This is a genomic window from uncultured Oxalicibacterium sp. (genome assembly GCF_913776015.1).
In the GTDB taxonomy this organism is placed as follows: domain Bacteria; phylum Pseudomonadota; class Gammaproteobacteria; order Burkholderiales; family Burkholderiaceae_D; genus Oxalicibacterium.
The window spans coordinates 1-14,129 of the sequence record NZ_CAJYMD010000057.1 but is presented as its reverse complement, the minus strand read 5'-3'; the positions used below and the strand labels follow the sequence as shown (position 1 = coordinate 14,129).

The following is a 14,129-nucleotide window of genomic DNA, read 5'->3' as shown; positions in this document are numbered from 1 at the left end:
AAGTTTTTCGGCCTGGCCGGATTGCGGCTGGGCTTCGTGGCGGCATCGCCAGTGCTGCTTGCCAGACTGGCTGATCAGCTCGGGCCGTGGACGGTCAGTGGGCCGGCGCAAATAATCGGTACGGCTGCCTTGTCTGATGTGGATTGGCAGCGAGTAATGCGTCCGCGCTTGCAGCAGGACGGTCAGCGTCTGGCGACGCTGCTACGTGAGGCAGGCATGGCGAGTCATGGTTGTGCGCTGTTTCGATACTGGCGTACGGATCAACCGGAAGCTTTTGCTGAACACATGGCCGGATGCGGAATCTGGGTCCGCCGATTTGAGCATGGCATCCGGCTGGGCTTGCCGGCCAATGAATTGGCTTGGCAACGATTGCAGCATGCCTTGTCTGCCTGGCAAGCGCTGCAAGTGAGCATAGCGACAAGGCGAACATAACGACATCATGAGGAAGCGACAATGAAGTTTGTCCTAGGGTTGTTGGTCTGGGCGTTTGCCTTGCAAGCGCATGCCACGGTGAGCGTGGTAGACGATGCGGGCAAGACTGTCACGCTGCCGCAACCGGCAAAGCGTGTCATTTCACTGGCGCCGCATGCGACGGAATTGATCTTTGCGGCCGGTGCAGGCGATCGCATTGTCGGGACGGTAGGTTACAGCGATTATCCAGCGGAGGCGTTGAAGATTCCGCGCGTCGGCAGTCATCAGCAGGTTGATCTCGAACGCATCATTGCGATGAAGCCGGATTTGCTCGTGGTCTGGCTGCACGGCAATTCGGAGCGACAACTTGAACATGTACGCAAACTTGGTATTCCGTTTTATTTCAGCGAACCCAAGAAACTTGCAGACATACCTTCCAGCGTGGAACGCATGGGTATCTTGCTTGGTACGAGCGTGCAGGCGAATCGCGTTGCCGCTGAACAGCGCGTGCGACTTGCGCAACTGGAAAAAACTTACCGCAATCGTCCTGTTGTGCGCATGTTCTATCAGGTATGGGGACGCCCAATCTATACGCTCAATGGCAGCAATATTCTGAGCGACGCCATCCGCCTTTGCGGTGGCGAAAACATCTTTGCCAACCTCTCGATGCCGGCTCCGGTCGTCAGCACCGAAGCTGTGTTGCTGGAAAATCCGGAAGTCATGATGATGGGTGACCGACAGGCAGAAAAATCCGGCGGACTGGAAATCTGGCTACCCTACAAGAATCTTCTGGCTGTCAAGAACGGCAATCTGTTTTCGGTCGATGCCGATCTCGTTAACCGTGCGGGCCCGCGCCTGATCGATGGTACGGCGCTGGTGTGCGAGAAACTTGAAGAAGCGCGCAAGCGCCGCCATCCCTGAGAATTCGTCAGCGATAACCTGCATTCAGCCGAAACAAGACGATGACTTTCCCGTTTTCCACACTCATGGTGCAAGGTACGACGTCGGATGCCGGCAAGAGCACGGTCGTCGCCGCGTTGTGTCGTTTGCTGGTGCGCGAAGGTGTGCGCGTCGCGCCTTTCAAGCCGCAAAACATGGCTCTCAACAGCGCGGTCACATCGGATGGTGGCGAGATTGGTCGTGCACAAGCCTTGCAGGCCATCGCTGCACGTATTGCGCCGCATACCGACATGAATCCCGTACTGCTCAAGCCATCGAGCGACACCGGCGCGCAAGTCATCATTCATGGCGAGGTGCGCAGCGACATGCAGGCGCGTGACTATCACAACTACAAACCGGTGGCGATGCAGGCGGTGCTGGCGTCGCATGCACGCCTTGCCGACCAATATGACGTCGTGCTGGTGGAAGGCGCCGGTAGTCCGGCGGAAATCAATCTGCGTGATCGTGATATTGCCAACATGGGCTTTGCCGAAGCCGTCGATTGTCCGGTCATTCTGGTTGCCGATATCGACCGCGGCGGTGTGTTTGCGCATCTGGTGGGCACGCTGGCCTGCCTGTCGGAAAGCGAACGGGCGCGCATCGTCGGTTTCGTCATCAACCGTTTCCGCGGCGATATCGGTTTGCTGGAGCCGGGCCTGCGCTGGCTGGAACAGCAGACTGGCAAGCCGGTCCTCGCGGTGCTGCCGTATCTGCATGACTTGTTTCTCGATGCCGAAGATGCGGTAGCGACCGTGCAAAGTACACGTGGTGCATTCCGTGTCGTTGTGCCGGTGCCACCACGCATCAGTAATCACACGGATTTTGATGCACTGCGAGCTCACCCCGATATCGATCTACAACTGGTGGGGCCGGGGCAACCAATTCCACCAGCCGATCTCATCATCCTGCCCGGTAGCAAGAATACGCGTGCCGATCTGGCGTGGCTGATCGCCAATGGCTGGCGCGAAGTCTTGCACAAGCACCTGCGCTATGGCGGCAAGGTCATCGGTATTTGCGGCGGCTATCAAATGCTTGGCAAGACTATCGCCGATCCGCATGGCGTAGAAGGGGAGGCGGGCACGTCCGATGGGTTGGGCTTGCTCGATATCCATACCGAACTCACGCGCGACAAGCGCTTGCAGCAAGTCAGCGGTCGGTGCGCTTTTGCTGATGTCGATGTTGCAGGCTATGAAATCCACATGGGCGTGTCACATGGCGACGACCAGCATCGTCCGGTATTTATGCTGGACGGGCACGCCGACGGCGCGCGCTCTGCCGATGACTGCGTTCTCGGTACCTATCTGCATGGACTGTTCGATACGCCCGCCGCATGCGACGCCTTGCTGCGCTGGGCCGGGCTGGCAAGTGGCCAGACGGTCGATACCGCCGCTTTGCGCGAGGAAAGCCTAGAACGGCTGGCTGATGCGACGCAACCTTTGCTGGATGCGCTGAAAAAACTGTCCATCTAAATTGGTGATCGGAACGGTAAGGCTGATTCGAGCCATGGTCCGAGCACAACGGATATTGTCATCACTACGGCAACCGGTATCAGTCGCGTTGTTCGACTAGCGTTGCTTCCAGGCGGCGGTATCACTTCCCGAAGTCCTGCTGCAGACGCGGCGAGTTTTCGCGGGCATCTGGCTGTTGCATGGCCGCATCGGCAACTGATTCCACGCGGCCTGTGCGTGCTATTCTGCCGCATCGCCTCGCTGGTTCCGGCTGCGGCGCTTCAGAATAAAAAAGGGGAATTCCATGCCTGTCATCGTGGTTGCCAATCCCAAGGGTGGTGTCGGTAAAAGCACCTTTTCCACCAATCTCGCGGGCTATTTTGCCGCGCAAGGGTACAAGGTCATGCTGGGCGACGCCGATGTGCAGCAATCGTCGCGCGGCTGGCTGGCATTGCGGCCAGGGTCGCTGCCGTTGATCAGCGCGTGGGAAATCGAAGAAGGCCATGTTGCCAAGCCACCCAAGGGGACGACGCATATCGTGCTCGACACGCCTGCCGGTTTGAGTGGCAAGCGTCTGGAAAAGGTCTTGCAGATTGCCGACAAGGTAATCGTTCCCTTGCAACCATCGATGTTCGATATTCTCGCCACGCAGGAATTCCTGCAAAAGCTTGCCGAGCGCAAGAAGAAGGATCACGTCAACGTTGGTGTGCTGGGCATGCGTGTGCATGCGCGCACGCGAGCGGCCGATCAGTTGCAGAACTATGTCGAAGGGCTGGGTTTGCCGGTCCTGGGCTTCTTGCGCGACACGCAGAATTACGTGCAACTCGCCGCCCACGGCCACACGCTGTGGGATGTCGTACCAGCAAGGGTGGAAAAAGATCTTGAGCAGTGGCGGGACATTGTGCGTTGGGTCGAAAGCGCATGATCACGCCTAAGTACGCACGCACGCTGGCACGATACAACCACTGGATGAATGACAAGGTCTATGCAGCGTGCGAATCGTTGAACGACCAGGAACGCAAAGCCGATCGCGGCGCCTTCTTCGGCTCCATCCATTCGACCCTGAATCATCTGCTCTGGGGCGATGGCATGTGGCTGGGGCGTTTCACAAACAATACGGCCCAAGCCTGGCCGTTGCCGACAGTCGCGGCGGGTGTCGATCTCCATGCATCTTGGCCTTCGCTCAAGGCGGCGCGCAGTGAACTGGATGCCGCTTTGATTGCATGGGCAGAGACGCTGGATGCACAATGGCTAACTACCGATTTCAATTGGTACAGCGGCATCACTAAAGCAACGCGCAGCAAACCGGCATGGCTGCTTGTCACACACCTGTTTAATCACCAGACGCATCATCGCGGCCAAGTGACGACTTTGCTGTCGCAGCAGGGCATCGATGTTGGCGTGACGGATTTGATGATGATGCCAGGCGATGTTTGATGAATGCCTCTATAAAAAAAGCCGCGTCAACGCGGCTTTTTTATAGATGTGAGTCTCATATCTCCAGATTATCGATCAGGCGCGTTTTGCCGAGCTTCGCTGCGGCAACCACGACGAGTTTCTCGCCTTGTGCCATATCACCAGCGGATGGTGGTTGCAGGTTGCTTTGCTTGCGGATGGAAATGTAGTCTGGTTTCCAGCCACGTGCAGCCAAATCGGCCATCGCCTTGCGCTCTAGTTCGAATACATCCAGATGACCGTTGCGTACTTCATCTGCAACGATATTCAACTGGCGGAACAGGGCAGGGGCTTCGGCACGTTCTGCTTCCGACAGATAACCATTACGTGACGATAGCGCAAGGCCATCTTCGGCGCGCCACGTTTCGGCGGCGATGATTTCGGTCGGCAAGGCGAACTGCTTGGCCATGTTGCGCACGATCATCAATTGCTGGTAATCCTTCTTGCCGAACACGGCTACACGCGGCTGCACGCAGGAAAACAGTTTCAGCACGACCGTCGTGACGCCGGTAAAGAAGCCAGGACGAAACTCGCCTTCGAGAATGTTGCCGAGATCGTCCGGTGGCTGCACACGATATTCCTGCGGTTCCGGATATAAATCCTTTTCGGTCGGTGCAAACAGGATGTAGACGCCTTCCTTTTCGAGCTTCTCGACGTCTGCCTGGAAAGTGCGCGGATACTTGTCGAAGTCTTCGTTGGGACCAAACTGAAGGCGATTGACGAAGATCGAGGCAACCACCGGATCACCATGCTTGCGCGCCAGACGCATTAGCGACAAGTGGCCTTCGTGCAGATTACCCATGGTCGGCACAAATGCGGTGCGCAGCTGGCCTTGCAAATGGGCGCGCAGTTCTTCGATGCAGGAAATGATTTTCATGAATACAGCCTTGGTTGAATCGTGCGGCGCAGCCGCAAGGCAAAGCAGGTGTCAGCTCGGTGCGTAAGCCAGCCTGACGTAGATGGGGGCAAAGGGTTCGGCCTGGGTGATCTCGATCAGGGTTTCCTTGCCCAGTTCGAGCAGGGCGACGAAATTAACCACGATTACCGGCACGCCACGTGAAGGATCGAACAGGTCGGTAAATTCGACGAACTTGGCCGATTGCAAACGACGCAGGATTGCTGTCATGTGTTCACGTACCGACAGTTCTTCGCGGCTGATGGTGTGATGTGCGGTCAGCTTGGCACGGCGCAGCAGATCGGCCCATGCCGATTGCAGGTCGGCCACGTTGACATCGGGCCAGTGCACGACGGTGTTCTGCTCGATATAAACCTGGGTGCGCACGTAGTCGCGGCCCAGTTGCGGCAGTTCGTCGATCTGGCGCGAGGCCAGTTTCATCTGTTCGTATTCGAGCAGGCGGCGCACCAGTTCGGCACGCGGATCTTCGGCTTCTTCACCGGTATCCGCCTTGCGCACCGGCAGCAGCATGCGCGATTTGATCTCGATCAGCATGGCAGCCATCAACAGATATTCTGCCGCCAGTTCCAGATTGCTGATGCGAATCTGATCGACGTATTGCAGGTACTGCTTGGTGACCTGCGCCATCGGGATGTCGAGAATATTGAAGTTCTGCTTGCGGATCAGGTACAACAACAGATCGAGCGGTCCTTCAAATGCTTCGAGAAAGATTTCCAGCGCATCCGGCGGAATGTAGAGATCATTCGGCAGGCGAAACAGCGGTTCCCCGTATAGACGCGCGAAGGCAACGCCATCGATGACATCCGGCGTCGAATCTGGCCGTCCTTCGACAGCCAGATCCGGCGCGCTGGATGGCATTTGCGCCAGCATCGGATTGGAACCACTCATGCGTGTCAGCGGACCTTGTTCTGATAAACGTAGGGTTGTTGCTTGACGCGGGATGCCTTGGCGCGGTCGAGCTGGTCCAGATCGATCGGCGACTTATCCCACAGCAAGGCGCGGCCTTCCTGCTGGGAGGCATCCAGTTGTGGGTTCTTCTGCTTCAGTTCTTCGATGAACTTGGTCGCTTCCGATTGGTAGTGATAATGGTTTTTGCTGAATACCATGGTCTGTTTGATAATGATGAAGGGAAACAGGCGCTATTTTACCCTGTCTTGGCTACGGTTCTGCGCACGCGCTTGTGCAAAAGAGACAGTTGTTCAACTTACCAATGGAGGCATTTCAATGAAACGATTTCTGGCCGGCGTCTCCGGGTTTCTTTGCAGCATCCTGATGTTCGGTTGCAATCAGGGGCGGCCTATCGAAGATTTCGGCATCGAAAAGCTCAACAAGGGCGTGTCGACCGAGGCCGAAGTAAGGCAGGCGATGGGCGAGCCCAGCATGATCTGGGATGAGAGAGATGGCGCGCGTACTTTTGAATATCCGCGTGGTCCTGAAGGGCATCGTACGTGGATGGTAGAGCTCGATGCCAAAGGTGTATTGCGCGACTATCGCCAGACGCTGACCGAAGAAAATTTCGCACGCGTCAAGGTCGGCATGACGCGTGACGAAGTGCGTCGCTTGCTGGGAAAGCCGCGCAGCAGCGTGACGTTTTCGCTCAAGAATGAAGAAGTATGGGATTGGCGCTATTTGTCCGGGCCGGCAACCGAGCGTTTTTTCAATGTGCACTTCGATCGCGACAGTGGTCGTGTAACACAGACCTCGCAAACCGATCCGGTTAAGGGTTGAAGGGCTAAATGGCCGTGATTAATAGCCGTGATTTACTGGCGAGGAGTTTATTCCAGAGGGCAAGCGTCATCTGAAGCCGGTTTGATCGATTAAAAAGAAAACGCCGCTCGGGAGGATGTCCTTGGCGGCGTTTCGTTTTTGCTCAAGCCTATTCGCTTTTTATCGAGGCTGGTGTTGGCGACCTCGTTTTTGCGCGATCAGCGAATGCGCATGCCCGGTTCTGCGCCCGGCCAAGGATTGAGAATGTAGATGCCGGGATTGGCTTTCTCGTCGGCAGCCGATGCGGCCAGTACCATGCCTTCCGAGATGCCGAATTTCATCTTGCGCGGTGCCAGATTGGCGACCAATACGGTCAATTTCCCGATCAGATCATCCGGCTGATAGGCCGACTTGATACCCGAAAAAACATTGCGCATGCGGCCTTCGCCTACGTCCAGCGTCAGACGCAGCAGCTTGTCCGATCCTTCAACGTGTTCGCAATTGACGATCTTGGCGATGCGCAGGTCGACCTTGGCAAAATCATCGATCTTGATTTCATCGGCCAGCGGTTCGATCGCATTGTCTTCTACCGGCTGTTTGCCCGAACTCGGATTGGTCGGCGCGGAGACGGTGGCATCCAAGACCGGCACCATCTCGAACAGGGCATCCAGCATCTTTGGATCAACGCGCTGCATCAAGTGTGCATACGGATTGATCTGGTGACCATCCGGCAGAGGCACGCTCACATCCTGCCACTGCAACGGTGCCAGATTCAATTGTGTTTCGACTTGGGCCGCGACTTGCGGCAACACCGGTTTCAGATAGATGGTCAGGATACGGAACGCTTCCAGCAAACGGCTGCAGACTTCCTGCAGCTTGGCGTCGTTGTCGGCATTCTTCGCCAGTTCCCATGGCTTGTTGGCATCGACGTAGGCATTGACCACGTCGGCCTGTTCCATGATCGCGCGCAGGGCCTTGCCGTATTCGCGCTGTTCGTAAAGCACCTGGATTTCCGGTGCGACCTTGCGCAATCCCGAGAGGAAGGCATCATCGTCCTTTGCCCAGGCCGTCGTCACGCGGCCATCGAAACGCTTGGTGATAAAGCCGGCGGCACGGCTGGCGATGTTGACGTATTTGCCGATCAGATCGCTATTGACGCGTGCGAGGAAATCTTCACGGTTGAAATCGATATCTTCATTGCGCGCATTGAGCTTGTTGGCCAGGTAGTAACGCAGCCATTCCGGATTCATGCCGAGGTTCAGGTACTTGAGCGGATCGAGGCCAGTGCCGCGGCTCTTGCTCATCTTTTCGCCGTTGTTCACCGTCAGGAAGCCGTGTACGAACACCTTGTTCGGCGTCTTGCGGCCGCTGAAATGCAGCATGGCGGGCCAGAACAGCGTATGGAAATTGACGATGTCCTTGCCGATGAAATGAATCTGTTCCAGATTCGGTTCGGCCATGTAGGCGGAAAAATCGGCGCCACGCTTGTCGAGCAGATTTTTCAGCGAAGCCAGATAACCGACCGGTGCATCCAGCCAGACGTAAAAGTATTTGTCCGGTTGATCGGGAATCTCGATGCCGAAGTAGGGCGCATCGCGCGAGATATCCCAGTCGCTCAAGCCTTCGCTCTTGCTGCCATCCGGATTCTCGCGCACGGAAAACCATTCCTTGACCTTGTTGGCGACTTCCGATTGCAGGTGCGGTTTGCCGTCGGCTTCGTCTGTGCCATCGATCCAGTTTTCGAGAAACGACACGGCACGTGGATCGGACAGGGCGAAGAACAGATGTTCCGAGTTTTTCAGAACCGGTGTGGCGCCGGTCAAGGCTGAGTACGGATTGACGAGGTCCGTTGGCGCATAGACTGCGCTGCAGACTTCGCAATTGTCGCCGTACTGGTCCTGCGCACCGCATTTCGGACATTGGCCCTTGATGTAGCGGTCGGGCAGGAACATGTTCTTTTCGGGATCGAAGAACTGTTCGATGGTACGCGCTGTGATGAGACCGGCTTTTTTTAGATCCAGATAAATCTGTTTGGCCAGCTCGTGATTTTCCGGGCCGTCTGTCGAATGCCAGTTGTCGAAAGAGATATGGAAGCCGTCCAGATATTGTGCGCGGCCTGCTGCGATGCGTGCGACGAATTCCTGCGGCGTGATACCGGCTTTCTCGGCCGCGATCATGATCGGCGCACCATGCGCATCGTCGGCACCGACAAAATTGACGTCGTTGCCCTGCATGCGCTGGAACCGCACCCAGATATCGGCCTGGATGTATTCCATGATGTGGCCGATATGGAAGGACCCGTTGGCGTAGGGAAGGGCTGTTGTGACGAATAGTTTGCGCGGCGATGGGCTGGTCATGTGGGTAATGCTTGGCGAGAAATAATCCGACATTTTAGCAGTGCTTGCTTCCCTCCCGGGAGAGGCGTTCTGATTGGGAGGTGGCGAGAATTTGTCCAGAGGAACCAGTGTTGAGTGGGGATAATGCAAATGATTTACTTCCGGATGCGGGCCTGCCAAGTATCCGCTTAGTTACTTAGCGGCTAAAATAGCGTCCTTTCCACGTATTCATGACGGCTTTGGCACCCAAGGCCGTTTTTCTTTGCCATGACCGTCCGTACTCGTTTCGCTCCCAGCCCGACCGGCTATCTGCATGTTGGTGGTGCACGTACCGCCTTGTTTTCGTGGGCCTATGCCCGTCATTTCGGTGGCACGTTCGTGCTGCGTATCGAAGATACCGATCTTGAACGTTCGACGCCTGAAGCCGTGCAAGCCATTATCGAAGGCATGGAATGGCTGGGGTTGCACCACGACGAAGGTCCGTTCTATCAGATGCAGCGCATGGATCGCTACCGCGAAGTGATTGCCCAGATGCTGGCCGATGGCCATGCGTATCTGTGCTATTCGTCACCGGAAGAAGTCGAAGCCATGCGCGAGCGTCAGCGTGCAGCTGGTGAGAAGCCGCGCTACGACGGCACTTGGCGGCCTGAAGCCGGCAAGACCTTGCCGTCGGTGCCTGCCGACCGCAAACCGGTGGTGCGCTTTCGTAATCCGGTAGATGGCGAGGTCACTTGGCATGACGTGGTCAAGGGCACCATCACGATTTCTAATCGCGAGCTCGACGATCTGGTGATTGCGCGCCCTGACGGCACGCCGACTTATAACTTCTGTGTGGCAGTCGATGACTGGGACATGAAGATCACGCACGTCATTCGTGGTGATGATCATGTGAACAATACGCCGCGTCAGATCAATATCCTGAATGCGCTCGGCGCAGAACTGCCGCAGTATGGCCATTTGCCGATGATTCTCGGCACGGATGGCGAGAAGCTGTCCAAGCGCCACGGTGCGGTCAGTGTGATGGATTATCCGGAGCAGGGTTATCTGCCGGAAGCCATGCTCAACTATCTGGCGCGGCTGGGCTGGAGCCATGGCGATGACGAAATCTTCAGCATGGAGCAATTCACGCAATGGTTCGATCTCGATCATCTGACCAAATCGCCGGCGCAGTTCAATCCTGAAAAGCTCGACTGGGTCAACAATCACTACATTAAGCAAGCGGATAACACGCGCCTTGCTGCATTGCTCGAGCCGCGTCTTCTAGCGCTTGGCGCGCGTTTCGATGGGGCGCCAGCCTTGCCGGACGTGATCGCATTGATGAAAGATCGCACCAACACCCTCAACGAATTAGCGGTTGCCGCCATGCTGTTCTATCGCGAACCGGCTGCCGATGCTGCATTACTGGATCAACACGTGACTGATGCAATCAAACCGGCGCTTGTGCAGTTTGCGGCACATCTCGAAAAGGTGGAGTGGAAGAAGGAGGCCGTATCGGCCACGTTGAAGGAAACACTGGCAGAACACAAGCTCAAGATGCCGCAACTGGCGATGCCTTTACGCTTGCTGATTACCGGTCAATTGCAGACGCCATCGATCGATGCAGTGATTACCTTGTTCTCACGTGAAACGGTACTGACACGACTGCAAAAAGATCTTTGATAAAAACGCGAGAAAGCTATTTACACCGCAGAAAGAACGTTGCTATAATCTTGCTTCTGCACTCGCGAGGGGGTATAGCTCAGCTGGGAGAGCGCTTGCATGGCATGCAAGAGGTCAGCGGTTCGATCCCGCTTATCTCCACCAAATAGCTTGATGCAGATTCGTAGTAAAAAGTGTTGCAAGCAGAGAAAAAGAAGTTTAAAATTCTGCGCTCGGTAGCACAGGACAGATTACTGTCCCCATCGTCTAGAGGCCTAGGACATCACCCTTTCACGGTGAGTACGGGGGTTCGAATCCCCCTGGGGACGCCAGCTTAAAACGCCACGCAAATGCGTGGCGTTTTTTTTCGTCCGCGCATTTCTCGCACAGTCACGCAATATGAACTTGGTCCCAACCTGAGTCGATGACTCTTGGATATTTGGTTTTCGAGTTGCTTTGCTCCACAATGACTGGATACATGAAAGGAAATCGGGGAGAGTGGATGCAGCGATGTGCACAATGTGAGGCGGAAAATCGTGACACCGCCAGATTCTGCGAACAATGCGGCAAGGCGTTATCGCGTGATGAGTCGAAAGCGTCACCGTTGAAAGAGTCGAAGGCAGCGAGCCTGCCTTCGATGGTGGACGATGTCGTCGAGACGATGGCGCGCGAACCGGGTGTGCGCAAAGGTTGGGGTTTTCGCATGGGCATCCTGTTTCTCCTGCTGTTGTTATGCGCAGCGTTTTGGTGGTCCTGGCGGGGAGGTGAGGAGGCTAACCCACTTGTTGTGAACAATGCCAAAGGGTCCGAACAGGGTGTGCAAATGCCTGCACGAGCCCCCTCTCTTGCGGAACAGATGGGGCAGACTTCTGTAGCGACATCGATAAACAATCCTGTCACCAGTCAAGAGCAGAAAGAGCTTGTAGCTAGTGATGCTCAGGCAACAGCTAGTGCGGCTTCGAAGAGCAGCAAATTGCGCAATCCTGAAGAAAAAAAACCGAAGGTTGCGCGCACGGAAAAAGCCTCGTCGAACAATACGGTTGTACCGGCAGCGAAAACGGAAGCGCCAGCATCGGTGCACCCTTTGTCCACGGCGCAGGAGGTGGCACGTTGTGAAAAGATGTCGGTATTTGCTCGGCAGCCATGCCTTTGGCGCGCGTGCAATAACAAATGGGGCAAGGACGGGTGTCCATCCTATGACTGAAGCATGAATACGTTTTCCAACAAAGCCACGCAATGCGTGGCTTTTCTTTTTGGCTGCGTGCTGGCGAAACGATTTTCCCATATTGATGGGATTGGGATTGCCATTGGCTTGGCGCAATAATTCTCGACGGCGGTGGTGGTGTGCCTGACGGCACAGCATTTTCAATACAAGCGCATCGAGGAAGGTCAGCATGAAGGTGTCGGCAAGCGAGGGATTTTCCCTGATTGAAGTACTGGTAGCGATCTTTGTCTTGAGCGTCGGCATACTCGCCGCATCGGGCTTGTACCTGACCGCTTTGCAAACGGCACAGCATTCAAAAATGCAAACGCAGGCAACGCATCTGGCGGTCGAAATTGCCGAGGTAATACGCATGCTTTCGCCATCGGAAAGAACACGCATCTCCTCGCGTGAAACCTGCAAGGACGACACGACAGCATGCAATATGCAAGTCGGCGCATCGGTGGAACTGGCAGCGTTGTTGCAGCGTGTGCCTCGTGATCTGCCGGGTGGACAAGTCGTGTTATGCCGTGATGACACGCCGTGGGATACCGGGCGCGCAAGTTTGCGTTGGGAATGCGCATCGGATACCAGCACGCATCTCTTGCCCTTCGTCGTCAAAATCGGATGGCATCAAAAAGACCGGCGTGCTGCAGATGAAGGTGCACCACGCATCGCTTTGCAGATTGCAACGGTGCAATGATGTCTATCCGCTCTCCTAGTCATCGGGTTCCTTATCAATACGGTTTGACGCTGGTCGAACTGATGGTTGCCATGACCCTGAATTTGTTTGTGCTATTAACGCTGACCGGGTTGCTGCTGTCGGGCAAGGCTAGTTACAACGCGCAGGATCAACAGGCGCAGATGCAGGAAACAGGACGCTATGTCATGGAGGTGATTGCACGGCAAGTGCGGCAAGCCGGCCACGAAGACTGGAATCCATACCTGCAGCCACGTCGTGCAACGGCTTCTGCCAGTCCGCATGTTCTGGGGCTGGATGCCCGCACGCTCAAGAAAAATACGCCCGAGCTGGAGTCGATCACGGCAGGTGTCGTGAATGGAAGCGATGTGCTGGCGCTGCGCTTCTTTGCGCCAGATGCTGCCTTGCATGGTGTCGCACTTAACTGTGCAGGCTTCATCGAATCGAGACCGGAAGCATCGAGTGACGCGGATGAAGAACGTAGCTGGAGCATTTTCTTCGTCGCCCGAGACAGTGCCGGCGAGGCGGAGTTGCGCTGCAAGTATCGGACGAAGAATGGTTGGAGTTCCGATGCCATTGCGCGCGGAGTCGAATCATTTCAGGTGCTATATGGCGTTGAGTTGCCGAGTGCTAGTGGTGAGTTGCAATACATGAATGCCACTGCCGTTACAGCCTTGGATGCCGGACGTGAAGAAACACAGATGCATACCGCAGCATCTTATTGGCATCGTGTTCGGGCCGTGCGTTTTGCCTTATTGGTAGGCGGAACGCATAAAGCACAGGAAAAACCGCCACAACAACATCATCTGTTTGGCGAAAGCTATTCAGCTTCGCATGCACGAAGCGACTCTGGTGTATTGATAGAGGAAGAAGCATTGCCTGCCGCGATGCGCCAACGGGTACGCATGGTCTTCACGCAAACGATTCATTTGCGCAATGGTTTCGGAGACACTGCATGAGTCGCATGATCGTGCAACGCAGTGTTGCGGGATCCGCATTGATCATGAGTTTGCTGATGCTCACGGTCATTTTTCTACTCGCCACGGCAGCGACGCAGATGGCATTGCAGGGCGAGAAATCGTCGCGCAATGATCGTGATCGGCAGATTGCGTTTCAGGCTGCGGAAGCGGCGCTGGCCGACGCGGAAGCGGATATCGAGCAAGCCCGTGCGCATTTCTTCGGCAATCAGACGGGAATAGCTACGGCACTGGCAGAGGGTGAGTGTGGCGTCGGCGAACAGAATCCGTTGCTCGGTATTTGTCGTCGCTTGGGTGAGCAGGCAATGCCGGCGTGGAAGCAGGTCGATTTTGTTTTGTCTGGCACTAACATGCAAACCGTACCCTATGGCCATTTCACGGGAAGTCGGTTTCAAACAGGC

15 protein-coding genes and 2 tRNA genes are annotated in these 14,129 nt (G+C 55.9%); 13 read left to right on the top strand and 4 right to left on the bottom strand.

What is annotated here, in order from left to right; genetic code table 11:
* From QZ725_RS10195 to QZ725_RS10175, 5 genes are all read left to right on the top strand, one after another.
* Positions 1-432, top strand: a 432-nt coding sequence (locus QZ725_RS10195) for an aminotransferase class I/II-fold pyridoxal phosphate-dependent enzyme (protein ID WP_293779149.1), incomplete at its 5' end; no start/stop codon positions are given.
* Positions 433-453: 21 nt separating this feature from the next.
* Positions 454-1,332 carry a cobalamin-binding protein gene (locus QZ725_RS10190; protein ID WP_293779147.1) on the top strand — a complete coding sequence of 293 codons (879 nt, stop codon included), beginning with the start codon at positions 454-456 and terminating at the stop codon, positions 1,330-1,332.
* Between the two features lie 41 nt (positions 1,333-1,373).
* Positions 1,374-2,819 carry a cobyric acid synthase gene (locus QZ725_RS10185; RefSeq protein WP_293779145.1) on the top strand — a complete coding sequence of 482 codons (1,446 nt, stop codon included), beginning with the start codon at positions 1,374-1,376 and terminating at the stop codon, positions 2,817-2,819.
* Between the two features lie 283 nt (positions 2,820-3,102).
* The gene (locus QZ725_RS10180) at positions 3,103-3,723 is read left to right on the top strand and encodes a ParA family protein (protein WP_293779143.1); all 621 of its coding nucleotides are present in this window, start codon (positions 3,103-3,105) and stop codon (positions 3,721-3,723) included.
* Positions 3,720-4,235 (top strand): DinB family protein, encoded by a 516-nt coding sequence (locus QZ725_RS10175; RefSeq protein WP_293779141.1) that lies wholly within the window; start codon positions 3,720-3,722, stop codon positions 4,233-4,235. The genes QZ725_RS10180 and QZ725_RS10175 overlap by 4 nt, the downstream gene beginning before the upstream one ends.
* 55 nt (positions 4,236-4,290) lie before the next feature.
* On the opposite strand, the gene panC is transcribed toward QZ725_RS10175, so the two are convergent.
* The 3 genes from panC to QZ725_RS10160 are packed head-to-tail and all read right to left on the bottom strand — an operon-like array spanning position 4,291 to position 6,275.
* Positions 4,291-5,130 (bottom strand): pantoate--beta-alanine ligase, encoded by an 840-nt coding sequence (gene panC, locus QZ725_RS10170; RefSeq protein WP_293779139.1) that lies wholly within the window; start codon positions 5,128-5,130, stop codon positions 4,291-4,293.
* 51 nt (positions 5,131-5,181) lie between these two features.
* The gene (locus tag QZ725_RS10165) at positions 5,182-6,039 is read right to left on the bottom strand and encodes a ScpA family protein (protein ID WP_293779152.1); all 858 of its coding nucleotides are present in this window, start codon (positions 6,037-6,039) and stop codon (positions 5,182-5,184) included.
* Between the two features lie 23 nt (positions 6,040-6,062).
* Positions 6,063-6,275 carry a DUF3460 family protein gene (locus tag QZ725_RS10160; RefSeq protein ID WP_293779137.1) on the bottom strand — a complete coding sequence of 71 codons (213 nt, stop codon included), beginning with the start codon at positions 6,273-6,275 and terminating at the stop codon, positions 6,063-6,065.
* 118 nt (positions 6,276-6,393) lie between these two features.
* On the opposite strand from QZ725_RS10160, the gene bamE reads away from it, so the two are divergent.
* Positions 6,394-6,897, top strand: coding sequence for an outer membrane protein assembly factor BamE (bamE, locus tag QZ725_RS10155; RefSeq protein WP_293779135.1), 504 nt, complete (start codon positions 6,394-6,396; stop codon positions 6,895-6,897).
* A 197-nt stretch (positions 6,898-7,094) separates the two neighbouring features.
* Here bamE and metG read toward each other — a convergent pair whose 3' ends face one another.
* Positions 7,095-9,362: a methionine--tRNA ligase gene (gene metG / locus QZ725_RS10150; protein WP_293779133.1), complete on the bottom strand. Its 2,268-nt coding sequence runs from the start codon at positions 9,360-9,362 to the stop codon at positions 7,095-7,097.
* 117 nt (positions 9,363-9,479) lie between these two features.
* Here metG and gltX point away from each other — a divergent pair, with 117 nt between their 5' ends.
* The 7 genes from gltX to QZ725_RS10115 all read left to right on the top strand — a co-directional run.
* Positions 9,480-10,871 (top strand): glutamate--tRNA ligase, encoded by a 1,392-nt coding sequence (gene gltX / locus QZ725_RS10145; RefSeq protein ID WP_293779131.1) that lies wholly within the window; start codon positions 9,480-9,482, stop codon positions 10,869-10,871.
* A 68-nt stretch (positions 10,872-10,939) separates the two neighbouring features.
* Positions 10,940-11,015, top strand: a tRNA-Ala gene (locus QZ725_RS10140).
* Positions 11,016-11,106: 91 nt separating this feature from the next.
* A tRNA-Glu gene (locus QZ725_RS10135) sits at positions 11,107-11,182 on the top strand.
* A gap of 146 nt (positions 11,183-11,328) precedes the next feature.
* A complete protein-coding gene (locus QZ725_RS10130) occupies positions 11,329-12,054 on the top strand; it encodes a zinc-ribbon domain-containing protein (protein ID WP_293779129.1) in 726 nt (241 codons plus the stop codon).
* Between the two features lie 190 nt (positions 12,055-12,244).
* Complete coding sequence (gene pilV / locus QZ725_RS10125) at positions 12,245-12,754, top strand: type IV pilus modification protein PilV (RefSeq protein WP_293779127.1); 510 nt, start codon at positions 12,245-12,247, stop codon at positions 12,752-12,754.
* Complete coding sequence (locus QZ725_RS10120; protein ID WP_293779125.1) at positions 12,754-13,710, top strand: PilW family protein; 957 nt, start codon at positions 12,754-12,756, stop codon at positions 13,708-13,710. The genes pilV and QZ725_RS10120 overlap by 1 nt, the downstream gene beginning before the upstream one ends.
* A partial coding sequence (locus QZ725_RS10115; protein WP_293779123.1) for a pilus assembly PilX N-terminal domain-containing protein occupies positions 13,707-14,129 on the top strand: 423 nt, incomplete at its 3' end. The genes QZ725_RS10120 and QZ725_RS10115, both read left to right, overlap by 4 nt.

What these genes read in the sequence shown, in the direction of transcription:
- panC (WP_293779139.1), bottom strand. Translation starts at nt 5,130, where the DNA reads ATGAAAATCATTTCCTGCATCGAAGAACTGCGCGCCCATTTGCAAGGC.
- bamE (WP_293779135.1), top strand. Translation starts at nt 6,394, where the DNA reads ATGAAACGATTTCTGGCCGGCGTCTCCGGGTTTCTTTGCAGCATCCTG.
- QZ725_RS10160 (WP_293779137.1), bottom strand. Translation starts at nt 6,275, where the DNA reads ATGGTATTCAGCAAAAACCATTATCACTACCAATCGGAAGCGACCAAG.
- pilV (WP_293779127.1), top strand. Translation starts at nt 12,245, where the DNA reads ATGAAGGTGTCGGCAAGCGAGGGATTTTCCCTGATTGAAGTACTGGTA.
- QZ725_RS10130 (WP_293779129.1), top strand. Translation starts at nt 11,329, where the DNA reads ATGAAAGGAAATCGGGGAGAGTGGATGCAGCGATGTGCACAATGTGAG.
- QZ725_RS10120 (WP_293779125.1), top strand. Translation starts at nt 12,754, where the DNA reads ATGTCTATCCGCTCTCCTAGTCATCGGGTTCCTTATCAATACGGTTTG.
- gltX (WP_293779131.1), top strand. Translation starts at nt 9,480, where the DNA reads ATGACCGTCCGTACTCGTTTCGCTCCCAGCCCGACCGGCTATCTGCAT.
- QZ725_RS10190 (WP_293779147.1), top strand. Translation starts at nt 454, where the DNA reads ATGAAGTTTGTCCTAGGGTTGTTGGTCTGGGCGTTTGCCTTGCAAGCG.
- QZ725_RS10175 (WP_293779141.1), top strand. Translation starts at nt 3,720, where the DNA reads ATGATCACGCCTAAGTACGCACGCACGCTGGCACGATACAACCACTGG.
- QZ725_RS10165 (WP_293779152.1), bottom strand. Translation starts at nt 6,039, where the DNA reads ATGCTGGCGCAAATGCCATCCAGCGCGCCGGATCTGGCTGTCGAAGGA.
- QZ725_RS10180 (WP_293779143.1), top strand. Translation starts at nt 3,103, where the DNA reads ATGCCTGTCATCGTGGTTGCCAATCCCAAGGGTGGTGTCGGTAAAAGC.
- QZ725_RS10185 (WP_293779145.1), top strand. Translation starts at nt 1,374, where the DNA reads ATGACTTTCCCGTTTTCCACACTCATGGTGCAAGGTACGACGTCGGAT.